This is a genomic window from Nostoc punctiforme PCC 73102 (assembly GCF_000020025.1).
Taxonomy (GTDB): domain Bacteria; phylum Cyanobacteriota; class Cyanobacteriia; order Cyanobacteriales; family Nostocaceae; genus Nostoc; species Nostoc punctiforme.
The window spans coordinates 7,044,851-7,069,643 of sequence record NC_010628.1; the positions used below are offsets into that span (position 1 = coordinate 7,044,851).

The following is a 24,793-nucleotide window of genomic DNA, read 5'->3' on the forward strand; positions in this document are numbered from 1 at the left end:
TTACACAGGTAAAGTCCGCACTTCGGCAGGCTCAGTGACCATCTGCGCGGACTAAGACAAAACAAGGGGCTTAAGCCTCTTGTTGTAAGTTGATTGAGAACTAAAAACCGAAAATTTAGGTTTTCAGACATTCTTTACAACAAGAATTAGGAATTTTGAGAAGAAATTGCCAAGGGAAGTTGTTTAAAATAAGCCTGGAGTTACTTGCAGATCAACACTATGGCGGAAATTCAGTTAGCGATTGAGGGTGAAGATGCGATGCCTACGGCGGGCTACGCCTACGCAGCAACAGAAGTACTTTTGGCAATTCCTGGTATATCTGGTAACTATGCAGTGAGTTCAGATGCACCGGAAAGAGAAGGAATAACAGCAACAGTTGCTACCATCGTTGGTATTGTTGGGGGTGCGATCGCTATTGCTGAACAAATCCGCAAGTGATATCAGGAGTATAAAGCCAAACAGTCTGGTAAAAGAATTGAAAAGGTGTTGATTGTCGGGCGCAATGGTAGGCGACTTCTTTTAGAGGATGCAACCCTGGAAGAGATTCGCCAAATTTTAGAATCGTAGAGATGCGATTAATCGCGTCTGTTGTTACGGAATTGGGGGTGGTAGACTTGGGGTAAATACTGAAGTCTCAGGATTCAGAACGTGCAAACGCTCCACCTCGACCTTAAGCCAGTTGATGATAATTACGTAGAGTTACGTTACTTTGTTGATAATCCTAACCAGTATGAGAAGCGATCGCTCTGTTTAACAGAAATCGCCGACTTGATTAAGTTGGCTGAGAGAGATTATTACGTTTCGTTTTTCCCAGAGGATTATACGGTAACTGGGCGGCGGTTGTATAACTGGTTGGATGGGAGCGATCGCTGGCTACAACCCTTGCTAGATAAGTATCGGCGGGAGGGGATTGTGTTAGCGATCGCTACATCTGAAAAACTTGCTCATCTGCCTTGGGAAGTGTTGCACGATGGCAATGGTTTTTTAGTGCAGCGTGTCCCGGCTATTGTTCCGGTGCGGTGGGTATCGGATAGCACGGTAAAAAAATTGACCATTGACGGGGAAGCAGAAAACCGGGCGCTGCAAGTTTTGTTTATGGCGACTTCGCCGTTGAATGTCGAGCCTGTGCTGGATTTTGAGGGGGAGGAAGCACGGATTTTGGAGGCGACAAAGCGGCAACCTTTAGCGCTGACGGTGGAAGAAAGCGGCTGTTTGTCGGAGTTGGGTTATTTAGTCGATGGTTACGGCAAAGATTATTTTGATGTTTTACACCTGACGGGTCATGCTACTTTTCAAGATGGGCAACCGCGCTTTATTACAGAAACCGCAACAGGTGAAGCTTTCTATGCGAGTGCTGGGGATATTGCCCAAGAATTACAATTTCAACTGCCTAAACTCATTTTCCTCTCTGGTTGTCGCACTGGGCAAGCTGGCAATTCGGGATCTGTGCCGTCAATGGCAGAAGAGTTGCTCAAATCAGGAGCAAAAGCGGTTTTGGGTTGGGGTCAAAAGGTTTTAGATGCCGATGCGACAGCCGCAGCAGCCGCATTATATGAGGAATTATCAGCCGGAAAGCAGATCGCTGAGGCTGTGGCTTGTACTTATCAAGCATTAATTAAGAACAACGCGTGGGATTGGCATTTGTTGCGGCTGTATGCAGCAGGTAATTTACCAAGTTCATTAGTCACACCCAGAGGAAAACCTGGACGGAAACCAGCACCACCGCTTTCTGTTTCTACCCAGTTTTTAGATGCCGCAGGTAAAGTCAAAGTCCCGACGCGGGAAAGTTTTGTTGGTCGTCGCCGCCAATTGCAAAGTTGTTTGCGAGTGCTGAGTCAATCAACCGATGAGGTTGGGGTGTTGATTCATGGCATGGGCGGTTTGGGTAAAAGTAGTTTAGCAGCTAGGCTGTGCGACAGACTGCCGAATTTTGAGCGTGTTGTCTGGGTGGGAAGAATCGATGAAGCGAGTTTGGTGAGTCGTTTGGCGGAAAAGTTGGATGACAACGAACAACGCAAAAGCCTACAAAATTATGATGAAGAATTGAGATTTCGGCTGCGGCGAGTTTTCCAGGATTTGCATGAGCAAGCAAAGCCGTTTTTGTTGGTGCTGGATGACTTTGAAGTGAATTTAGAGACCTCTCCCCCAACCCCTCTCCGAGGCGGAGAGGGGAGTCCAGTTCCCCCCTTCCCTAGCAGGGAAGGGGGGTTAGGGGGGTTAGGTCGCTTGCAAACGGAAGCAGCAGAGGTAATGAAGGCTTTAGTTTGGGCAATTAAAGAAAATTACACTTCCCATCGCATCATTATTACTTGCCGTTACGATTTTGAATTTACTCTGTTGCAGTATTTCCACAAGCAGCCGTTGGATGCACTGCAAGGTGCAGATTTGCAAAAAAAGTTTAATCGCCTCACAGCCTTTAGTGCTAAATCTCAGGTGGATGAGGCGTTAAAATCGCAGGCGCAGAAGTTGGCGGATGGTAATCCCCGCTTGCTGGAATGGTTGGATAAGATTCTGCAAAATACAACTGTTGATGTGGCAGCAATTTTGAATCGGTTGGCAGCAGATCCGGTGGAGTTGCGAGAGCAAGTTTTGGCAGAGGCGCTGCTGCAACAGATGGATTCAACTATGCGGGAGATGTTGGCGCGGGGTTTGGTGTTTGAGTTGCCAATACCAAGGGAAGCTTTAGCCGCAGTTTGTGACACTATCCCCAATTTGGAAGATTATATTAGTCGGGCGGTGGCGTTGGGGCTGTTGGAAGTGAGTCATGATGAGGCGTTACGAGTGCCGCGCATTTTGCCAGTGCAGTTACCAGAAGATGGGGAAGCTTTGCATAAGCAGGCGGCTGAGGTGCTGTATCGTCTGTGGTGGGAAGAGGTGAAAACAGAAATTGAGGAACAACGCTTAGAAATTCATCGGTTGGCGTTCCGAGGAAAGGTAAACAAGATTACTGTAGAAATTGCAGGGAAACTTGCAAGAAGTTGGAAAAGTCAAAGCCGATTTCGAGAAGCTGTTCAATTATGCAAATCAACTTTAGAACTTGCTGAAGATTATTTAGTCTTACACGAGTTAGCTCGCTCTGAACAAGAATTAGGTGATGTAAATAAAGCTCAAACGCATTATCAACAAGCGTTAGATAACTGTCCAGCAGAAGACGAAGAAGAAAAAGCAGCAATTATTCACAACTTGGGAATACTCAAAGCCAATAGCGGAGAAATAGAAGAAGCGATCGCCCTTTATCAACAATCCCTCGCTATCACTGAACAAATCGGCAATGTCCAAACTCAGGCGGCGACGTTGCACTGTTTGGGAATACTCAAAGCCAATAGCGGAGAAATAGAAGAAGCGATCGCCCTTTATCAACAATCCCTCGCTATCACTGAACAAATCGGCGATGTCCAAGGTAAGGCGGCGACGTTGCACTGTTTGGGAATGCTCAAAGCCAATAGGGGAGAAATAGAAGAAGCGATCGCCCTTTATCAACAATCCCTTGCTATCGAAGAACAAATCGGCAATGTCCAAGGTCAGGCGGCGACGTTGCACGAAATGGGAGTACTCAAAGCCAATAGGGGAGAAATAGAAGAAGCGATCGCCCTTTATCAACAATCCCTCGCTATCACTGAACAAATCGACCATGTCCAAACTCAGGCGGCGACGTTGCACGAAATGGGAGTACTCAAAGCCAATAGGGGAGAAATAGAAGAAGCGATCGCCCTTTATCAACAATCCCTTGCTATCGAAGAACAAATCGGCAATGTCCAAGGTCAGGCGGCGACGTTGCACGAAATGGGAGTACTCAAAGCCAATAGGGGAGAAATAGAAGAAGCGATCGCCCTTTATCAACAATCCCTCGCTATCAAAGAACAAATCGGCGATGTCCAAGGTCAGGCGGCGACGTTGCACGAAATGGGAGTACTCAAAGCCAATAGGGGAGAAATAGAAGAAGCGATCGCCCTTTATCAACAATCCCTCGCTATCAAAGAACAAATCGGCGATGTCAAAACTCAGGCGGCGACGTTTCACCAACTGGGAATACTCAAAGCCGATAGCGGAGAAATAGAAGAAGCGATCGCCCTTTATCAACAATCCCTCGCTATCACTGAACAAATCGGCAATGTCCAAACTCAGGCGGCGACGTTGCACTGTTTGGGAATACTCAAAGCCAATAGCGGAGAAATAGAAGAAGCGATCGCCCTTTATCAACAATCCCTCGCTATCACTGAACAAATCGGCGATGTCCAAACTCAGGCTATGACTTTGTGGTGGTTAGGACATATAGCAGAACAACAGGGAAATTATAATCAAGCACTAGATTATTTGCAGCCAGCCTTGGAGATATTGCAGCGTATCCAATCTCCTGATGCTGAGGAAGTTAGGCAAATGGTAGCGAGGTGCAAGATTTAATTCGTAATTCGTAATTCGTAGTACCCTACGGGAAGCAAGCTACGTAATTGGGAAAGTCGGAATTTAATTTGGCTTTGCGGGTTGGCAGCGATCGCCTATTTTGAAGAATTCCTGTAAGCGATCGCCTATTTTGCGTTAAGTTGATTTATCCACGAGTCTTTGAACTCCATTAATGAGCCTTTGATACTCATTAAAGAGGTTCTGAACTCCATTAATGAGTCTTTGATACTCATTAAAGAGGTTCTGAACTCCATTAATGAGCCTTTGAGCTTCATTAAAGAGTCTTTGAACTTCATTAATGAGCCTTTGATACTCATTAAAGAGGTTCTGAACTCCATTAATGAGTCTTTGATACTCGTTCAGCAGTTTTTTAGACTTGTGGCTTAGTTGTTGGAGATTGCGATCGCCATAATTCACCCCGAAGCACATCCTAAACCAAAGAATCTGGATTTACACCAAGCACTCTGAGACGTTCTGCTAGCATTTCCAGGATATTCTTTGCCTTCACGGAACCCGCAAACATACTTAACTAGTAAACGTAATATTTTGAGTAAAAGGCTCATTTAGATGAGCCTTTTAGGTGATTTCTCACAAAGAATATACCCAGGTTGACGAGTTTCGACTTCTCTGCGAGACGCTACGCGAACGCTCAACTCTCGATTCCTTAGTTGGTTGAGCGGAGTCGAAACCAACGGCGACAGTAGATTTATTAACGGAAATTGCCTTAACAGAGAAAGGAGATATTAGCCTAAATCGAAAAGCAAGATTTCGCCGCCGATGTTGGTGCTAATTTCTAGCTGTTCTTCGCCATTGATTTGCACACCATCGCCGGCTCTGAGTTCTTCTCCATTTAAATCGACTATACCTTGGGCTACTTGTAACCAGGCATAGCGATCGCTTTTGACTTGATAATTAACAACATCACCTGACTCTAAAACAGATGTATATAGCTCAACATCTTGGTGAATTGTTACAGCACCATCGCGCCCATCTTTAGAGGCAATTAAGCGGAGTTTACCGCGCTTTTCTTCGAGAGGAAAAGCTTTTTGTTCGTATCTTGGCGTTATTCCTTCTCGATCGGGAAGAATCCAGATTTGCAGTAAGTGCAGTGGTTCAGTTGGTGAAGGATTAAATTCGCTGTGGCTGATTCCAGTTCCAGCACTCATAATTTGGGCATCACCGGGGCGAATTACCGAACCAGTCCCCAAGCTGTCTTTATGCTCTACAGCACCTTCTAACACATAAGTGAGGATTTCCATGTCACGATGACTGTGGGTAGGGAATCCTGCACCGGGAGCGATGCGATCGTCGTTAATCACGCGCAGAGAGCGAAATCCCATACGGTTGGGATCGTAAAAACTACCGAAAGAAAATGTGTGATAGCTATCGAGCCAGCCCATTTTCGCGTGACCACGGGCATTGCGATCGTGAATTAAGTGGGTAATTGTATTTTGAGACATAAATCTACCTCTTTGTTAATGAGTATTTAGTTAGGAACGACTCAATTTTGGATTTTAGATTTTAGACTTTCCTGCGGAACGCTACGCGTAGCTTGCTTCCCCGCAGGGATACGCTCAGTGAACTATTTTAAATTGCAGGAAAAATCTAAAGTTGGTATTTGAAATCAAAATCGAATTAGCATACTTTTTCACTCACCTAATAACTTCTTCAAGTTTAAGTATTAATTTTGATGGATGACTTGTTGAAGATATTGGTGAATTTCTTGACTTCCTTTTGAACTATTTCAATAGTAAGGTATATACATATAAATGAAAAGTACGCACTTAAAAGTGACGTACTTACCAAAAAGATACTATTAGATTTAAGAAAGACTACTTTTCTCAGAAGTGCTTATTTTACAGCAGCAGGAATCTTTTGAGTTTTAGTAGTACCAGCGTTACCATTCTCTTCTTTGATTTCTGCTATTTGTAGATGAGCTTCTAAGAACCAGAGTCGTTTGTCAATGGTACGAGAAATTTCGGTGTAAAGATCGGCAGTATCGAGGTCGTCTAATTCATCAGTTTTTGCGATCGCTTCTCTAATATGTTTCGCATAGAGTGCAAAGCGATCTGCTAAGGCTGTCACATGATCTTTACCATCCAAAATATCTAAGGGATATTCTGGCAGAATTGAATTACTAGCTGCGGCGCGGGCTGTTCCGAAAGCGTATCCGCCTAAAGCTGTGACGCGTTCAGCTACTAAATCGATGTATCCTTCCAATTCCCCAGCAAGTTCATCAAATAATAGATGTAGCTGATAGAAGTCAGTTCCTTTAACATTCCAATGCGCTTGCTTTGCTTGGGTTTTTAAATCCGAAGTAGCTGCTAAGGTTTGGTTGAGAAGTACCACGATTTGAACTCTCGCTTTGGCGGGAATGTCAATACGGGTAGGGTAAAGACGTGATGCAATGCTGTTGTCGCTCATGGGTCTACGTTGTTAATGCCTTTTAAATCTAACTTTACAGATATTGGCTGGTTGTGCGAAACTCTCTGACGATGGATTGTATTAATGCCTGAATGTGTTACTGTTTAAGGCTTTATACCATTTGGAATTTTAGATTGGTCAAGTTAAAAATGACATTTAGATGTGATGGTTTTCTATGGTATTAAATGTACCACCAAAAAGCCGATCGCGAATTACATCATTCTGCAAAAAGTCATGGGGAAAACCCAGTTCAATTTTGCTAATTTCATCTAAGCGTTGCAAATGTTCTGGCGAGAGGCTGACTTCTATTGAAGCTAAGTTATCTTGAAACTGCGTTAATTTACGTGCCCCAATTATGGGAATAATCACACCACTTTGAGCTAGTAACCAAGCTAATGCTACCTGTGAGGGTGTATGGCCAATTTCTGCTGCAACTTCACTAACAACTTGAGCGATCGCTAAATTCCGTTCTGAAATACTTCCTAACGCTGCATTTGTTAATCGGCCTTGTTCATCGCCTGCTTGAGGAGGTTGATTATATTTACCTGTTAGCACACCACCACCCAAGGGCGACCAAGGTGTCACCGCCAAATCAAAAGCTTTAGCCATCGGTAGCAAATCACGCTCTGGTGTTCGCTGAATTAAACTATACTCAATTTGCAGCGCGACAAACTGCGTCCATCCTTGGAACTGTGCAATGGTATTTGCTTGAGAAACGATCCAAGCGGGTGCGTCAGAAATGCCAATGTAAAGTACTTTACCTTGACGGACTACATCATCAAGCGATCGCAAGACTTCTTCAATAGGTGTTGTAAAATCCCAAGCGTGTAACCAAAATAAATCAATGTAATCGGTGTTCAGCCGTTTCAGGCTACCTTCCAAAGACTGAATTAAATTCTTGCGATGGTTTCCACTGGCGTTAGGGTCGCCCTTTTTGTTATTCATCTGCAAGGGAAAGGAATATTTTGTCGCAACTACAAAGCGTTCTCGTTCTTTTGCGATTAACTCACCAACAATTTTTTCACTACTACCATCGGTATAACCGTTGGCGGTATCAATGAAATTTCCCCCTGCTTCTGTATATGTATCAAAGATTTTACGACTTTCGTCAACAGATGCACCCCAACCCCAATCTTCACCAAAGGTCATGGTTCCCAAGGAGAGTTCAGAGACTCTTAATCCGCTTTTGCCTAAGAGTTTGTATCTCATGAATATTTTCTCTTTAACGAAAAAACAACGCGAATACCATTCCAAAGGCATGATAACAAAGTTGTCATTTGTCCTACCCTGCGGGAAGCCGCAAAAGCGTCTATGTCATTGCTCATTAGTAAGGGCTTAAAGCCTCTTTACGTTTTGTAATATACTTGGGTTTTTTTGCGCTAACTTAACTTTAGCGAAGCAAGAGCGATCGCTTGCATTATGAATGCGCTAGCCCGCTTTGTGAATGCGATCGCTTGCATTATGAATGCATTAGCCCGCTTTGTGAATGCGATCGCTTGCATTATGAATGCATTAGCCCGCTTTGTGAATGCGATCGCTTGCATTGTGAATGCACTAGCCCGCTTTGTAAATGCAATGTACTTTGCAACGGTAGTCGCTACAATAAATCTAAGTCAAGTCAAAATAAGACATAATGACCTACACTTCATCCAAAGTACTGACTTTTGAAGAATTTATAGCTCAATATGGTGATAATACACGCTACGAATTAATCGATGGACAGCTAAGAGATATGGAACCTACAGGACTACATGAAGCTGTTGCAGGTAGTATTGCTGGTAGAATCTATGTCGAAATTTTTAATTCTAATTTTAACTGGCTAATCCCAAAAACCTGTCTTATTAAACCACCTGCTGCTGAAGCCACAGCACTGCGTCCTGATGTAATTGTTTTAGATAAAGCTGAACTTAGTAAAGAACCGCTATGGTCAAAAGAACCTATTATTTGTAACGGCAGTACAATCAAACTTGTTGCTGAAGTTGTTAGCACTAACTGGCAAGATGATTATGCCAGGAAAGTAGAAGAATACGCTTTTCTTAATATTCCAGAATACTGGATTGTTGACTTTCGTGGCTTAGGTGGCTTGCAATTTATCGGCAATCCTAAACAACCCACCTTTACCGTTTGTCAGTTAGTCAACGGTGTTTACCAGCAACAACAATATCATTTAGGAGATACTATTTCTTCTGAGCTATTGCCAAATTTACAACTTAAGCTTGACGATATCATGCCTATTTAACAACTTAAATTTTGTTTTGGCTGAAGTGAATCGCATTATCTTACTGAGGCAAGAGCGATCGCTATAGTTTTCTACGCTAGAATAATTATTTTTATGAACTACTACGTAATCTACGACGGAAATTGTAATCTCTGCGTTACTTTAGTGCAATTGCTAGAAACCTTAGACAAGGGAAAGTTATTTCGCTACGCTCCCATGCAAGATGAGCAGACACTTTTACAGTGGGGAATTACAGCCCAAGATTGTGAACAGGGGATGATTTTAATTGATGGCAATGAACCTCAGAGACGTTGGCAAGGTAGTAACGCAGCTGAAGAAATTGGGCGATTATTGCCAGTAGGAAGTGTATTTGTAGACGCTTATCGAGCCTTACCGGGGATGAAATGGGCAGGCGATCGCTTTTACGAACAAATCCGCGATAATCGCTACACCATATTTGGTAAGCGTTCTAATACTTATGAATCGTCTTACTGCGTAGATGGTAGCTGCAAACCAATTTAAACCACGGCAAGCAAGAGACGCGATAAATCGCCGTCTCTACAATAATCAGCCTTTTGTAGAGACGGCGATTCATCGCGGTTTTGTGATAATTCATCGCGTCTTTGCAATCTAAAATTTTCATCAAAAAACCTTAACCGAACCGTATTGCCCCGCCTCCTTCGCAACTAAATTTGTCATTAGACAGAATTTATTCTGTAAAAAATCCGCCTCCAGGTGCTAGCAAAAAGTCTGGTAGACGAACCATTATGCTATCTGGCGTGTTTGTAAACATTGTGCAATCAATGACATGCGATCGCCTACGGCGGGCGGGTACGCCATCGCACGACAATTCGGCACAACATACTGACGGGAGGGATACTGCGTGAGAATTGGTGCTAACTACTTGGGTAATGGAGAATGTGAATTTACAGTTTGGTCGCCGCTATTAGATAGCGTCACTGTAAAAACTTTGACACCACAGGAGCAGGTTATTCCCCTCAAGCCTCAGTCTGAGGGATACTGGCACGCGAAAGTGAATGATGTGTATCCAGGCACGCTTTATCGGTATGTTTTGAATGGTCAAGACGCTTTTGCCGATCCTGCGTCGCAGTATCAACCGGAAGGAGTGCATGGCCCGTCTCAAATTGTCGATCATCAGTTTGAGTGGACAGATGAAGAGTGGACTGGTATCCCTGTGGAGTCGATGATTTTCTACGAACTGCATGTTGGGACATTCACACCTGAAGGAACTTTCACCGCCATCATTTCTCGTCTACCGGAACTTAGGGAACTGGGAATTAATGCGATAGAAATCATGCCTATTGCTCAGTTTCCGGGAGACACCCATATTGAAGCGTCTCTGGCATATCGCAACTGGGGCTATGATGGCGTTTACCCTTATGCCGTTCAAAATTCTTATGGTAGCCCAGCCGAACTGAAGCAACTGGTAAATGCTTGCCATCAAAATAATATCGCTGTGGTGTTGGATGTGGTGTATAACCACTTTGGGCCAGAAGGCAACTATATGAGTCAGTTCGCCCCCTACTTCACTAAAACCTATAAAACCCCTTGGGGCGAAGCGCTGAATTTCGATGATGCCCATAGTCAGGGTGTGCGAAATTATTTTATTGAAAATGCGCTTTACTGGTTGCGCGAGTTCCACATTGACGCATTGCGGCTTGATGCTATTCAAGCAATTTATGATTTGGGGGCGAAGCATTTCTTGTGGGAACTGGCGGAAGCAGTTCATCATTTCTCACAACAAGGGCAAAAATGGAAACGCCATTTAATTGCCGAAAGTGACTTGAATAATCCGCAAATCATTCGTCCAGCAGAATTGGGTGGATATGGTCTTGATGCCCAATGGAGCGATGATTTTCACCATTCATTGCACGCACTCTTGACAGGCGATCGCCAAGGATATTATCAAGATTTTGGGCAAACTGCTCAGTTGGCAAAAGCTTATGAAGATACTTTTGTCTACGATTGGAAGTACGCACCACACCGCAAGCGATTTCATGGTATATCTTGCCGCGATCGCAATTTATCACAGTTTGCAATCTGCATTCAGAATCACGATCAAATCGGCAATCAAATGAAAGGAGAACGCCTCACTCAGAGGATCTCTTTTGAAGGATTGAAGTTAGCTGCTGGTGCTGTGCTGCTTTCGCCTAATTTACCCCTGTTATTTATGGGTGAGGAATATGGAGAAACTGCACCCTTCATTTATTTTGTCAGTCACTCCGATCCCGATTTAATTCAAGCAGTTCGAGCCGGACGCAAACAAGAATTTGAAGCATTCCACTATGCAGACGATCCCCCAGATCCCGAATCGGCAGAAACTTTCCTAAAGTCTAAACTCAATTGGCAATTACGTCATGAAGGAAATCATAAAGTTCTGTGGGATTGGTATCGTCAGTTAATTAATTTACGCAAGACGCATCCAGCACTTTTAAATCAAGACCGCAATTTCATCGAAGCAACTAGCGATGAAGACAAACAGGTGGTTATTGTACGTCGTTGGTGCGAATCAAGTGAACTAATATTTGTGATGAATTTCAATTCTTCTCCAGTGACGGTAACTCTGCCGTTTGAGCAAAATGCTAATAAATTGTTAGACTCTGCTGATACCTCATGGTCTGGGGTTGGTTCTGAAGCAGATGAACATCTGTCTGCGGGAAAAGAAGTGAAATTGCAACCTACTAGTTTAGTACTGTATGAAAAAGCATGAAAGGGAGGGTTAGAACTTAACGTTTCAGCCTCATAACCTCAACGTTCGAGTAAAAAGGTTCAACGTTCGAGTAAAAAGGTTCAACGTCCGAGTAAAAAGGTTCAACGTCCGAGTAAAAAGGTTCAACGTCCGAGTAAAAAGGTTCAACGTCCGAGTAAAAAGGTTCAACGTTCAAGTAAAAAGGCTCAACGTCCGAGTAAAAAGGTTCAACTTTCAAGCTAAAAGGTTCAACGTTCAACTAAAAAGGCTCAAACTCCCCCACCTATCAATATCAGATAAGATCCCCCCGCCTGCGGCGACCCCCTTAAAAGGGCTACGGTGTAGACACAAGTCGAATTACCCCCCTTAATCCCCCCGATATATTGGGGGGAAACAAGAAATCTAGTTCCCTCCCCTTTATAAGGGGAGGGTTAGGGTGGGGTAAAACCTTGGGTTTTTCAGCTATTTCAGACTTGTGTATACATCCTTGCTTAACAAGGAGGGTTGCGGGGCTCTTCCAGAGACAAACACCTTAACCGAACCGTATCGCCCCATCTTTTATCACAACAAACTCATGCGAATTCCTACCGCAACTTATCGAATTCAGTTTACACCCCAGTTTGGCTTTGACAATGCTAAAGCGATCGCAGCTTATCTAGCAGATTTGGGTATTTCCGATTTATATGCCTCCCCCATTTTCAAAGCCCGCTCCGGGAGTACCCACGGTTACGATATAGTAGATGCCACTCAACTTAACCCAGAACTGGGAACTAATGAATCCTTTGATGCCTTAGTTAGCGAAGTCCAATCCCTTAGTATGGGTTGGTTACAAGATATAGTGCCCAACCACATGGCCTATAGCAGCGAAAACGATTATTTGATGGACATACTGGAACACGGCCCAGATTCCAGCTATACTGACTACTTCGATCTTTCTTGGAATGCTCCCTTTGGCGATCGCCAAGAGCGAATTCTTGCTCCTTTGCTGGGAGATTTCTACGGTGCATCCCTAGAAAACGGACACATTCAACTACAATACGAACAAAACGGTTTAACCGTAAATTATTACAGCTTAAAACTGCCGCTACGATTAGAGTCTTATACAAAATTTATTACCCATAATCTGGGCAAACTAACTCGCACACTCGGACGCAATCACCCCGATTTTATTAAACTCTTGGGTATTTTGTATATTCTCAAAAGTGTGCCCTCAGAAGTTGCGGGAAAACAGCGACAAGACCAAATTGCATTTATTAAAGGATTGGTTTGGGAACTCTACACCACAAATGATGCCATCCGCGAGTTTATTGACGAAAATATCCAAACCTTCAACGGAGAACCAGGGAATTCAGAAAGCTTTAACTTGCTAGATGAATTACTCAACGATCAATTTTACCGTCTCGCTTTCTGGAAAGTTGGGGCGGAAGAAATGAACTACCGCCGTTTCTTTACTGTCAACGAACTGATTTCCGTTAAAGTTGAAGAAGTGCGGGTTTTTAATAACACCCATAGCCTAATTAACAAGCTAGTTGAGGAAGGCAAATTTACAGGCTTACGCATCGACCATATTGATGGACTTTATAACCCAATCCAGTATCTACAAAGGTTACGAGAAAAGACGGGAGATGTTTATATTACGGTCGAGAAGATTTTAGAACTCACTGAAGAACTGCCGGAAAACTGGGAAATTGAAGGTACATCGGGATATGACTTTCTTAATTATGTAAATGGTGTATTTTGTCAAACTGAAAATGAATCATCCTTCGATAAAATTTATCAAAACTTTATTGGTTCCAGAGTAGATTATTCATCGGTAGTCAAGGATAAAAAGCATTTGATACTAGAAAAGAATTTAGCGGGTGATATTGACAATTTGGCTCTTTTGTTAAAGAACATTTCCAGCAAATACCGCTATGGCAATGACTTTACACTCAATGGCTTGAAAAGAGCGATCGCAGAAGTTTTAACTCTGTTCCCGATTTACCGTACATATATTACACCAGATGGAATTGGGGAAAGCGATCGCGATACCATTCAAGAAGTAATTCGCCAAGCCAAAGAACAAACGCCCTTGTTGCAGCATGAACTGACTTTTATTGAAAAGTTAATGGTGCTAGATTTTGATAATTCTCTGACTCAAACAGAACGCGAACAGTGGATATATTTTGTATTGCGGATGCAGCAATACAGCGGCCCGCTAATGGCCAAAGGTGTAGAAGATACCACGTTATATGTTTACAATCGGTTACTGTCATTAAATGAAGTCGGGGGAAATCCCGGTCACTTTGGTATCGATTTAGCCAAATTTCATGCCTTTAATAAACAGCACCAAGCAACCTGGCCTCACACAATGAACACCACAGCTACCCACGACACCAAACGCGGCGAAGATGTGAGGGCTAGATTGAATGTGTTGTCAGAAATCCCCGATGAATGGGATCAGCAGGTAAATACCTGGAGTGCTATTAATCGAGGAAGTCGCAGTCATCGCCACGGGTTTGCTATGCCCGATCGCAACGATGAGTATTTTCTCTATCAAACCCTTGTAGGGGCGTTTCCCTTTGCGGAACACGAACACGCATCCTTCGTGGAACGCGTGAAAGACTATATAATTAAGGCAATTCGAGAAGCGAAAGTGCATACAGCATGGTTGCGACCTGATAGCGAGTATGAAGAAGCCTGTACTTCCTTCATTGAAAAGGTACTAGACCCTTCCATCTCCAAAGAATTTCTAGAAGCCTTTCGTCCCTTTCAGCAGCGAATTGCAGAGTATGGTATCTTCAATTCCCTTTCCCAAACTCTGCTGAAGATTACCGCACCCGGCGTACCCGATTTATACCAAGGAACAGAACTTTGGGAACTCAGCCTAGTCGATCCAGACAATCGCCGTCCCGTGGATTTTGAACAACGGCGTACTTACTTAAACGCCATCCGCGAGCAAGCCAAAACAGATATTCTCGGACTAATTCAGGAGTTGCTAAACGACAAAACGGACGGCAGAATCAAACTGTTTTTAACGGCTCAATTACTCAAAGCCAGAACAAACTATGTCTCATTATTCCAGGATGGCGACTATCTGCCCTTAGAAGTTCAAGGAACTTACGCCAATCACATTATTGCCTTTGCACGGCGGGAAGGAAATCAAACAGCGATCGCGATCGCGCCTCGCTTTTTAACTAGCCTCATCCAGCCTGGAGACAACCCCCTGGGCGAGTCAGTTTGGCAAGATACCCACCTACAATTACCCCCTGGAACTCCCCTCACCTGGACAAATGTTCTCACTCAGCAACCTTTACAGGCAACACAAACCTTATCTATCGGTTCAGCCCTCGCCCATTTTCCTGTTGCTTTGTTAGTTAGTAGTGCAGAATGAAGAGTCCTGAGTAGGTAAAAAGATGAATCCGTCTTACGCAGATAAACTCCTAAAACCTCTGCGTACCTCTGCGATTCCCTTTGCGTTCCTCTGCGTTAAAAAAATTCTTCCAAACTCCTCACACCCCGTCAAATTAAATTATGATCACTCCCTCACAACTTACCACCACACAAATTGACACCGTGCGGACTCATATCAAAAAAACGTGGAAAACCTTAACGCGATCGCACGAACACCTATTACAATCTGCCAAGGATACCAAACTAGACCACAAACCAGGCACTCCCTGGATCGTCTATATTTCCCCCTTAGAAGATTGTCCCGACATTCAGACTGTATTAGAGCGATCGCTATCTTCCAAAGATATGCAAGGAATTGAAATTCGCACTTTGCCGTCAGAAGTAGAAGCGATTAAACAGCATGGCTTACTATACCTACCAGGACCTTATGTCGTACCAGGTGGTCGATTTAACGAAATGTATGGCTGGGACAGCTACTTTATATTACTGGGACTTTTGCACGATCGAGAATGGGAGCTAGCGCAAAGCCAGGTAGACCAATTATTGTACCAGGTGAAGCATTACGGCACTATCCTCAATGCCAACCGAACTTATATGCTGTCGCGATCGCAACCCCCTGTCCTCAGCATGATGGTTTTGGCATTATTTCAGCACACCCAGGATGAAGAGTGGTTGAGGACAACCGTACCACTGCTAGAACAATTTTACTATTACTGGGTAGTACCGCCTCATTTGAATCCCGGAACCGGCTTATCCAGATTTTATGCCTTTGGCGAAGGCCCCGCGCCAGAAGTTGTGTTCTCCGAGCGAGATGAGGAGGGAAAAAGCCACTACGATCGCGTCAAGGAATATTACCAAACCTTTGAGATTGAAGATTACGACGTTAATCTTTACTATGATCGGGAAAATGACAAACTGACCCACCTATTTTACAAGGCCGATCGCACCATGCGCGAGTCCGGTTTTGATATCACCAACCGATTTGGCCCCTTCAGTGCTGATATCCTCCACTATGCTCCTGTGTGCCTCAACAGTTTGCTGTATCAGGTAGAACAAGACTTGGCGCAAATTAACGCTATTTTGGGGAACGAACAACTGGAAAAACAATGGCGCGATCGCGGCGAATATCGGCGCGATCGGATCGATCAATTTCTCTGGAATGAAGAACGAGGACTCTATTGCGACTATCACTTCCAGAGTGGAAAACGCCGTTGCTACGAATTTGCTACCACATTCTATCCCCTATGGCTGGGAATTTCTTCTCAAGCCCAAGCCCAGCGTGTCGTGGAAAATCTCTCTTTGTTTGAAGCCCCAGGCGGAATTCTTACCAGTACTCATATCACCGGAAACCAGTGGGATGCACCTTTTGGTTGGGCACCATTGACATTAATTGCTGTTCAGGGGCTTCACCGTTACGGGTTTCATACAGAAGGCGATCGCATTGCCAACAAATTCCTGGCGATGGTAATTAAAGAATTCGAGCGTCACAACACCCTAGTTGAGAAATACGATGTTGAACGCTGTTCTGCCAACGTTTCTGACGAAATCTCCTTTGGATATAGTTCTAACGAAGTTGGCTTCGGCTGGACAAATGGAGTTATTCTGGAACTCTTAGCAGCCCGTGGGAAAAAAGTTTAAATAAAATAAAGGCGTGAGTTTTTTCCTCACGCCTTTATTTTATTTATTACACTTGACTCTATATAGCTACTGGCTCGTACCAAATCACTAGGAATAATCACAATGGTTCAATCAGCCTCAAAAATTCTAACCGTTGATGAATTTGTTAGCCACTATGGTGAGTGCGATCGCTATGAACTAATTGATGGTGAATTAATTGAGATGGAATCAACCGGGCCACACGAGCAAGTATCTGCGTTGATTGGGCGAAAACTGAATGTATAAATTGACAGTCAGGATCTAAGCTACTTTATCCCCCATCGCTGTCTAATCAAACTATTAGGAACAGAAACAGCTTTTCGTCCCGATTTGATTATGTTAGACCAAACTCAATTAATTAATGAACCCTTGTGGCAACAAGAACCTGTAATTACATAAGCAAACTCGATTAAACTAATTGCTGAAGTTGTCAGCACAAACTGGCAGAACGACTACGCCCGCAAAGCTGAAGATTATGCCCTGTTAGAAGTTCCTAAATATTGGATTGTTGATTATCTGGGCATTGGTGGCAGAGAATACATTGGCAAACCAAAACAGCCAACAGTGACAATTTGTACTCTAATAGAGGATGAGTATTAAAAACATTTGTTTCAAAACAATGAAAAACTTATTTCCTCAATCTTTTCCAACTTGCAACTAACGACACAAAAAATCTTGACGGCTGGACAAGCTGTTTCCAAGTAAGTGGTTGTGAACAATTGATTTTTGCAATATCTCTATATATCAAGAGCCGGAATACAGAATAAATTAAAACTGGTGGCACATTGTAATGCGCCACCAGTTTTAAATAAAGGGATTTAAGTACAGAGCTAAATTTAGAATCAAGTGGTTTTCAATTATATGGTTGATCTGAATCTTCAACTCACTGCCCAAGCTGAATTGTGAATTTTGACTCCTGTATTCTCTATCAATTCTATATCAGCAGCTACCAAGTGTCGGCTGTACGTTTATCATAAGGCTCACCTGTAAAAGGTTGTACCCCAATAGCAGGATAAGCATCATCATTCGGGCCAAAAATCCGCATTGCTGCTTCAGAAATATACCGAGTTATATTAGCAATGATTTGGGAAATAGCCATCATATTTGACTCCTTTTTTGAGTCGCTTTAATTGTGCTACCTATACTCTAATACCAATATTCTTAGCTAGCTCTACTTCTCAATATATTGAGAATATATGCAATGTTTATTCAGATAACTTCGCAATACTTTAGCTTGTTAAAAAATTAAACGTTTATCTTTGATTCTAATTGAAACTTATCTATTTATCCAAATCCTGTCTGGAAAAGAGGCTGGCAAACAAACTTGCCTTAGGAGGATATTATTTTATTTCATTAGCAGACTGTAAAATTAACATTATTGCTAGGTTTTACTATTAAAAAATATTAAATATTTTATAAAGCTAGTATAAATTTACCTATGAATCTACTGTTACACAGCAATCTCATGAAATATCCTGAACGGTAGTTGACATTATTTATGGTAAATATTACCATAAATAAAAGAAGCAGCTTGTAAGGAATCTCTTGCATGACAACTTTGCCAGATTTGGACTATGTATATAAACAGCAAAGCCAGCAGAATCAGGAACTAAACCTCTCGGCTGATGACTACAGCTTGCTGACCGATCTTTATCAATTGACAATGGCAGCTTGTTACACAGGCGAAGGTATCGAACAACGACGGGCTAGCTTTGAGTTGTCTGTCAGACGATTGCCAGAGGGTTTTGGTTATTTAATTGCAATGGGGCTAACGCAGGCATTGGAATATTTAGCCAAAATTCGCTTTAGTTCCGCGCAAATTGCGGCATTACAGGCAACGGGAATTTTCGCTCACGCAGGCGATCGCTTTTGGTCACTTTTAGCTGAGGGAAAATTTACTGGTGATGTTTGGGCAGTACCGGAAGGGACGGCTGTATTTGCCAATCAACCACTGTTGCGGGTGGAAGCACCACTTTGGCAAGCGCAACTAGTGGAAACTTACCTCTTGAATACGATTAATTACCAGACTTTGATTGCCACAAAAGCAGCACGGTTGCGGGATATAGCGGGGGAATCAGCAACACTTTTAGAATTTGGCACCAGACGAGCATTTAGCCCCCAAGGGTCTTTGTGGGCGGCGCGGGCGGCGTTGGCGGGTGGTTTAGATTCCACTTCCAATGTGTTAGCAGCGCTACAACTGGGACAACAGCCAAGTGGTACGATGGCACACGCCTTAGTGATGGCATTGTCAGCAATAGAAGGCACTGAAGAACAAGCTTTTAGTGCATTTCATCGATATTTTCCGGGTGCGCCATTACTAATTGATACTTACGATACCATTGCCGCTGCCGGGCGCTTGGCCGAAAAAGTAAATTCCGGGGAAATGCAATTAACAGGAGTGAGATTAGACTCAGGAGATTTAGTTACCTTATCAAAACAGGTGCGATCGCTCCTTCCAGGTGTGCCAATTTTTGCCAGTGGCGACTTGGATGAGTGGGAAATTGCCAGATTAAAAGCTGCTGGGGCCGAAATTGATGGTTACGGATTGGGAACCAGATTAGTTACAGGTTCGCCTGTAAATGGAGTTTATAAACTTGTAGACATTGATGGCATCCCAGTGATGAAACAGTCCAGTGGTAAAGTTACTTATCCAGGACGCAAGCAGATTTTTCGCTCGTATACGGGAGGTAAGGTAAAAGCAGACAGGTTGGGACTCTTAGGTGAAAGTTCTCAAGAAGAAGAACCTTTGTTGCAGTTAGTAGTGCAAGAGGGTCAACGGGTACAACCGTTAGAGTCTTTGGCAACAATTCGTCAACGTACCGCAGTTTCAGTTGCCAGTTTGCCACAACAAACACGGCTTTTGGATCATCCTGTGGCTGTAGAAGTCGAGATTTCTGAGGCGTTACGAGTGTTGACTGAAGAGACTAAGAAACGAACCGCAGAGGCGCTGAGTACACAGAGGTAATAATTGCTCTTTCGGTATGTGTTAATTACGAACTACTAATTACGTTAGCGCAGCGTTAGCGAGTCCTCGAGCGTCATTACGAATTACTATGAGAGTTGCTTTGTTTGGTACTAGTGCCGATCCACCAACTGCGGGACATCAAAAAATTCTGAGTTGGTTGTCTGAGCGTTATGATTGGGTAGCGGTTTGGGCAGCAGATAATCCATTTAAGTCCCATCAAACACCCTTAGAACATCGGGCGGCAATGTTGCGACTGTTGATTACGGATATAGACGCGCCAAGGCACAATATTGCTTTGGAACAAGAATTAAGTAGCTTCAGAACACTGGAAACAGTAGGAAAAGCGAAGCTTATTTGGGGTGAAGACGCTGAATTGACTTTGATTATTGGTTCAGATTTACTGAGTCAGCTACCACGTTGGTATCGCATTGAAGATTTGTTACAGGAAGTGCAACTACTGATTGTACCGCGACCCGGATATGCAATAGATGAGTCTAGTTCAGAGGTAGTGCAAAAGCTGGGAGGGAAAATTGCGATCGCTAGTCTGATCGGTCTAGATGTTTCCTCAACAGCGTACCGCGAACATGGAGATTCTCAAGCCCTCACAGCCCCTGTAGTTGCCTATATTAATCGAGAGCATTTGTACGAATGCCAGGACGTTCACAAAAAAAGATACCAACTCCGTTAAACCAACAACCTTTGGCCGATTTCAAGGTTGGTGTTGATAATGTAATTTTTTCTGTAGATACTGTACAAAATCGGCTGTTAGTTCTACTAGTAATGCGACAGCAAGAACCATTTCTAAATCATTGGAGTCTTCCCGGTACTTTAGTGCGTCCCGGAGAGTCTTTAGAAGATGCCGCCTATCGCATTATGGCGGAGAAAATTAAGGTCAACAATCTCTATTTAGAACAACTCTATACATTTGGCGGGCCGAATCGCGATCCACGGGAAGCAACTGATAGTTATGGTGTGCGTTATCTATCAGTTAGTTACTTTGCCCTAGTGCGATTTGAAGAAGCCGAATTGATTGCCGATCGCATGACTGGCATAGCTTGGTATCCAGTAAAACAAGTGCCACAGTTAGCTTTTGACCATAATGAAATTCTGGCCTATGGACATAGGCGGTTGCGAAATAAATTAGAGTATAGTCCGGTGGCTTTTGAAGTCTTGCCAGAAATGTTCACCTTGAATGATTTATATCAGTTATACGCCACAGTTTTAGGTGATAACTTTTCCGATTATTCTAATTTTCGGGCGCGTCTACTCAAGTTAGGTTTTTTATGCGATACCGGAATTAAGGTATCACGGGGTGCTGGTCGTCCGGCTAGCTTGTATAAGTTTGACGCGGAAGCTTTTGCTCCCTTAAAAGATAAACCTTTGGTGTTTATTTAACCAATCTCTACCCCAAGTCCAGAGTTAAAAGTCTTCAGTCCAGAGTAACTTATGACTCTTGACAAATGACAAATGACCAATGACTAATAACAAATAATATGAAAATTGCGATCGCTCAAATTAATCCTACTATTGGTGATTTGCCTTTAAATGCTCAAAAAATCCTAGAGGCAGCACAACGCGCAGCATCTAGCGGTGCGCGTTTGTTGTTGACACCAGAACTTTCTTTGTGTGGCTATCCACCACGAGATTTATTACTAAATCCTAGTTTTGTGGAAGCGATGGGCATCAGTTTACAAAACTTGGCTCAAGATTTACCACCAAATTTAGCTGTGTTGGTAGGAACTGTTGAACAGAACCTCAACGCATCTATTAGTGGTGGTAAAACTTTATTTAACAGTATGGCTTTGTTAGAAAATGGCAAGGTTAAACAAGTTTTTCACAAGCGACTTTTGCCTACTTACGATGTATTTGATGAACGTCGCTATTTTGAACCAGGGTTACAAGCTAATTATTTCACATTAGATAATATCGATATTGGCGTAACTATTTGCGAAGATTTATGGAACGACGAGGAATTTTGGGGCAAACGTAGTTATACCGTAAATCCAATTGCTGACTTAGCAATTTTAGGTGTAGATTTAATTGTAAATTTATCTGCTTCGCCCTACACAGTTGGCAAGCAGCAGCTTCGTGAAACTATGCTCAGGCATAGTGCAGTACGTTTTCAACAACCGATGATTTACACTAATCAGGTTGGGGGAAATGATGACCTAATTTTTGATGGACATAGTTTTGCCTTAAATCGTCAAGGTGAAATTATATCTCGTGCCCGTGGTTTTGACACTGATTTAGTAGTAGTAGAATTTGACGAGACACAACGTGATTTCCAGTTGGCTTCTGTAGAACCTGCATATCAATCAGAAGATGAAGAAATTTGGCAAGCTTTGGTTTTAGGAGTGCGAGATTACGCTCGTAAGTGTCGCTTTTCTAAAGTAGTGTTGGGTTTAAGTGGCGGGATTGACTCTGCAATAGTAGCTGCGATCGCAACTGCTGCACTTGGTAAAGAAAATGTCCTCGGTGTTCTCATGCCTTCTCCTTACAGTTCAGAGCATTCCATCAGTGATGCTTTGGCATTAGCCAAAAATTTGGGGATTAAGACTAATCTTTTACCGATTGGCGAGTTAATGCAAGGCTTCGATCAAACTTTAGGCGATTTGTTTGCGGGTACGGAGTTTGGACTGGCTGAAGAGAATATCCAGTCCCGGATTCGCGGTAATTTATTAATGGCGATCGCTAATAAATTTGGTTATTTGCTTTTATCTACCGGTAACAAGTCAGAAATGGCTGTGGGTTACTGTACTCTCTACGGCGATATGAATGGCGGGTTAGCAGTGATTGCAGATGTACCTAAAACCCGTGTGTATTCACTTTGCCATTGGTTAAATCGCAATAATGAAATCATCCCGCAAAACGTTTTGACTAAAGCACCCAGCGCCGAACTCAAACCAGGTCAAGTCGATCAAGACTCTCTACCGCCTTACGAAGTTTTGGACGATATTTTGCAACGCCTGATTCACAACCACCAATCAGCAGTGCAAATTGTTGCAGCCGGTCACGATGCGGTGATTGTAGACAGAGTAATTCAAATGGTAGCGCGGGCTGAATTTAAACGGCGACAAGCACCCCCCGGTTTAAAAATCACCGATCGTGCCTTTGGAACCGGTTGGCGGATGCCAATTGCTAGTAACTGGGTTGGTATCAAAAACGCCTACCAGGCTAAAACTACAGCTACACCTAATCTTAGTTTGTTGTGATGGATAAGATGTACATCCGCAAATCAAGTAATTAGTTATCAAACCTCTTCCTGCTTTTAATTTTCCTTCAAGTCTGTCCTTCTGCAATGCTGAGAGGGACAGGTTTTGCGTAGTAAAACCAGGGAAGAAAATTCTAGATCGCTAAAAATACGTAAATCCTAATTAAGTTGAATTTTTAGCTAATTGAATAAAAACTCTAAAGGACAGGCATAGCAACCTGTCTTGAGATATACTGGGGCGCTAGGATTCGAACCTAGGGATGGCGGGACCAAAACCCGCTGCCTTACCACTTGGCTACGCCCCAACGACTTTACTCTAGTTAATATAGCAGTTAATCCTGGGTTTGTGTCAAGTACTTTAATGGTTTATTTCAGATAATGGATTTTTATAGCAAGACATTGATTGGTCGGAATCCTTACACTTAGACTTTTTCATGGCTTTGGGGTGAACCCTTGAATCGATGCTTGGCTGTATCGCCGAACTCACTTTAAGGGCAAAGGAATTGCAATCGCGATTCCTTTTGCATCTAAAATCTGCTTCACTTGATTATGAATGGCTTATCATCTGTTCCTGCTTACCAGTGAGACACTATGTTCTTCTTATTGATGACTTGTTGGTAAATTGCCATCAACTGCTGGTAATTAGCTTCAGGAGCATACTTAGCCTTATAAACCTGGTGAGCATTTTTGCCCATAGTTCTCATAATTTCAGGATGAGTGGTTGCCCATAGTATTTTGGCTGCCATATCTGTCTGGTTGCCTGCTTCAAAATGTAAACCAGTTACTCCATCCTCTACAATTTCTCCCATACTACCTAATTTGGACACCAGTACAGGTAGACCGCAAGCAAAAGCTTCAGCAATAGTTAAGGGAAAACCTTCGTACCAAATGGAAGGAAATATTAAAAATCGGGCATTCTGCATTAGTGCCAACACTGTTGACTTATCCTGAAACCCTAAAAATTCGATGAAATTTTCGGAATCGGTATTTTTAATCTGTTGCTGCAACTTTTCATAGCAAGGACCATCACCTACAATTTTTAGTGGAGTGGATAAGTTATTCTGTACATAAGCATCAATTAAAATAGAAACTCCTTTTTCTTCAGACAATCTACCAACAAAAAGTAAGTAGTCACTATCTTTACCATTTTGGTTTCGAGAGTCTGGAGCAAAAACAAAATTGGGTTTGATATAAAATTTTTCAGCAGGTAGTCCCGCTTGTAACATTTTATCTTTTTGAAATTGGGTAAAGACAATATAAGCATCTACCTGTTCCTGCCAAGTCCCTCGTAACCCATGCCAACTATTCATTGCTGCAATAATCGAGCTTTGGATGCGTGAGTTGCGATAGCAGCCATGTAAAACACTAGACCACGGAACTTTTTGCCCAAAGCAATCCACACAAACCTTTGCATCTCGAAAAGGTATTGCTTTAGGACAAGCAAGCCGATAATTATGAAGAGTTTGGACAATACTTAGACCATACTCTCGGCAAGCATCATATATGGAAGGAGAGAGTAGGGGAAAAAAGTTATGTACATGGACAACATCAGGGCGGAGTTGGGAAATTTGGATGCGAACTTGTTGTTTTGCTGAATATGAGTAAATTGCACTAATACCAGTTGCAACTTTATCCCAGGTATTTTTAATGTCATGATTACTAACTTCTAGTAAAGATACCTGATGACCATGTGCTTTCAGTAAGGATTGTTCAGCTTTTACTACTCCATCCTCACCGCCTGCAAATTGATAACGGTTATGTATCAACAGCACTTTCATGCAGTTAACTCTCTGAGTAGTGGAACCAAAGAACCAA

Annotated in this window: 18 protein-coding genes, 1 tRNA gene and 1 pseudogene; 14 read left to right on the forward strand and 6 right to left on the reverse strand. The window is 43.0% G+C overall.

What is annotated here, in order from left to right; translation table 11 throughout:
- The first annotated feature begins 219 nt into the window (after positions 1–219).
- Positions 220–438 carry a hypothetical protein gene (locus NPUN_RS44585; protein WP_012411941.1) on the forward strand — a complete coding sequence of 73 codons (219 nt, stop codon included), beginning with the start codon at positions 220–222 and terminating at the stop codon, positions 436–438.
- A gap of 210 nt (positions 439–648) precedes the next feature.
- The gene (locus NPUN_RS28825) at positions 649–4,401 is read left to right on the forward strand and encodes a tetratricopeptide repeat protein (RefSeq protein ID WP_012411942.1); all 3,753 of its coding nucleotides are present in this window, start codon (positions 649–651) and stop codon (positions 4,399–4,401) included.
- Between the two features lie 743 nt (positions 4,402–5,144).
- Here NPUN_RS28825 and NPUN_RS28835 read toward each other — a convergent pair.
- The 3 genes from NPUN_RS28835 to NPUN_RS28845 form a co-directional block, all read right to left on the reverse strand.
- A complete protein-coding gene (locus NPUN_RS28835) occupies positions 5,145–5,861 on the reverse strand; it encodes a pirin family protein (protein WP_012411944.1) in 717 nt (238 codons plus the stop codon).
- 391 nt (positions 5,862–6,252) lie between these two features.
- Positions 6,253–6,825, reverse strand: a complete 573-nt coding sequence (gene dps / locus NPUN_RS28840) for a DNA starvation/stationary phase protection protein Dps (protein ID WP_012411945.1) — start codon at positions 6,823–6,825, stop codon at positions 6,253–6,255.
- Between the two features lie 156 nt (positions 6,826–6,981).
- A complete protein-coding gene (locus tag NPUN_RS28845) occupies positions 6,982–8,034 on the reverse strand; it encodes an aldo/keto reductase (RefSeq protein ID WP_041565696.1) in 1,053 nt (350 codons plus the stop codon).
- Between the two features lie 210 nt (positions 8,035–8,244).
- Here NPUN_RS28845 and NPUN_RS41075 point away from each other — a divergent pair, with 210 nt between their 5' ends.
- From NPUN_RS41075 to NPUN_RS28875, 8 genes and pseudogenes are all read left to right on the forward strand, one after another.
- Positions 8,245–8,493 (forward strand): hypothetical protein, encoded by a 249-nt coding sequence (locus tag NPUN_RS41075; protein ID WP_148220369.1) that lies wholly within the window; start codon positions 8,245–8,247, stop codon positions 8,491–8,493.
- On the forward strand, positions 8,459–9,064 hold the full coding sequence (locus tag NPUN_RS28850; RefSeq protein WP_012411947.1) for a Uma2 family endonuclease: 606 nt from the start codon (positions 8,459–8,461) through the stop codon (positions 9,062–9,064). Before NPUN_RS41075 ends, NPUN_RS28850 begins: the two co-directional genes overlap by 35 nt.
- Positions 9,065–9,157: 93 nt before the next feature.
- Positions 9,158–9,565 carry a thiol-disulfide oxidoreductase DCC family protein gene (locus tag NPUN_RS28855; protein ID WP_012411948.1) on the forward strand — a complete coding sequence of 136 codons (408 nt, stop codon included), beginning with the start codon at positions 9,158–9,160 and terminating at the stop codon, positions 9,563–9,565.
- A 170-nt stretch (positions 9,566–9,735) separates the two neighbouring features.
- A complete protein-coding gene (locus NPUN_RS41080) occupies positions 9,736–9,930 on the forward strand; it encodes a hypothetical protein (protein ID WP_148220370.1) in 195 nt (64 codons plus the stop codon).
- A complete protein-coding gene (treZ, locus tag NPUN_RS28860) occupies positions 9,927–11,774 on the forward strand; it encodes a malto-oligosyltrehalose trehalohydrolase (RefSeq protein WP_012411949.1) in 1,848 nt (615 codons plus the stop codon). Before NPUN_RS41080 ends, treZ begins: the two co-directional genes overlap by 4 nt.
- 553 nt (positions 11,775–12,327) lie before the next feature.
- A complete protein-coding gene (gene treY / locus NPUN_RS28865; RefSeq protein ID WP_012411950.1) occupies positions 12,328–15,126 on the forward strand; it encodes a malto-oligosyltrehalose synthase in 2,799 nt (932 codons plus the stop codon).
- A 140-nt stretch (positions 15,127–15,266) separates the two neighbouring features.
- A complete protein-coding gene (locus tag NPUN_RS28870) occupies positions 15,267–16,784 on the forward strand; it encodes a trehalase family glycosidase (RefSeq protein ID WP_012411951.1) in 1,518 nt (505 codons plus the stop codon).
- Positions 16,785–16,886: 102 nt separating this feature from the next.
- Positions 16,887–17,507 (forward strand): annotated as a pseudogene (locus tag NPUN_RS28875) (Uma2 family endonuclease).
- A gap of 241 nt (positions 17,508–17,748) precedes the next feature.
- Here the strand turns inward: NPUN_RS28875 and NPUN_RS42175 are convergent.
- The gene (locus NPUN_RS42175) at positions 17,749–17,904 is read right to left on the reverse strand and encodes a hypothetical protein (RefSeq protein ID WP_167315548.1); all 156 of its coding nucleotides are present in this window, start codon (positions 17,902–17,904) and stop codon (positions 17,749–17,751) included.
- A 447-nt stretch (positions 17,905–18,351) separates the two neighbouring features.
- On the opposite strand from NPUN_RS42175, the gene NPUN_RS28880 reads away from it, so the two are divergent.
- The 4 genes from NPUN_RS28880 to NPUN_RS28895 all read left to right on the forward strand — a co-directional run bounded on the left by NPUN_RS28880 (position 18,352) and on the right by NPUN_RS28895 (position 22,979).
- On the forward strand, positions 18,352–19,767 hold the full coding sequence (locus NPUN_RS28880) for a nicotinate phosphoribosyltransferase (protein WP_012411953.1): 1,416 nt from the start codon (positions 18,352–18,354) through the stop codon (positions 19,765–19,767).
- A gap of 88 nt (positions 19,768–19,855) precedes the next feature.
- A complete protein-coding gene (locus tag NPUN_RS28885; RefSeq protein WP_012411954.1) occupies positions 19,856–20,455 on the forward strand; it encodes a nicotinate-nucleotide adenylyltransferase in 600 nt (199 codons plus the stop codon).
- Positions 20,416–21,162 carry an NUDIX hydrolase gene (locus tag NPUN_RS28890; RefSeq protein WP_012411955.1) on the forward strand — a complete coding sequence of 249 codons (747 nt, stop codon included), beginning with the start codon at positions 20,416–20,418 and terminating at the stop codon, positions 21,160–21,162. The genes NPUN_RS28885 and NPUN_RS28890 overlap by 40 nt, the downstream gene beginning before the upstream one ends.
- Before the next feature lie 98 nt (positions 21,163–21,260).
- Positions 21,261–22,979: an NAD+ synthase gene (locus NPUN_RS28895; protein WP_012411956.1), complete on the forward strand. Its 1,719-nt coding sequence runs from the start codon at positions 21,261–21,263 to the stop codon at positions 22,977–22,979.
- A gap of 232 nt (positions 22,980–23,211) precedes the next feature.
- Here NPUN_RS28895 and NPUN_RS28900 read toward each other — a convergent pair.
- Positions 23,212–23,283, reverse strand: a tRNA-Gln gene (locus tag NPUN_RS28900).
- Between the two features lie 270 nt (positions 23,284–23,553).
- On the reverse strand, positions 23,554–24,756 hold the full coding sequence (locus tag NPUN_RS28905) for a glycosyltransferase family 4 protein (RefSeq protein WP_012411957.1): 1,203 nt from the start codon (positions 24,754–24,756) through the stop codon (positions 23,554–23,556).
- Positions 24,757–24,793 lie beyond the last annotated feature (37 nt).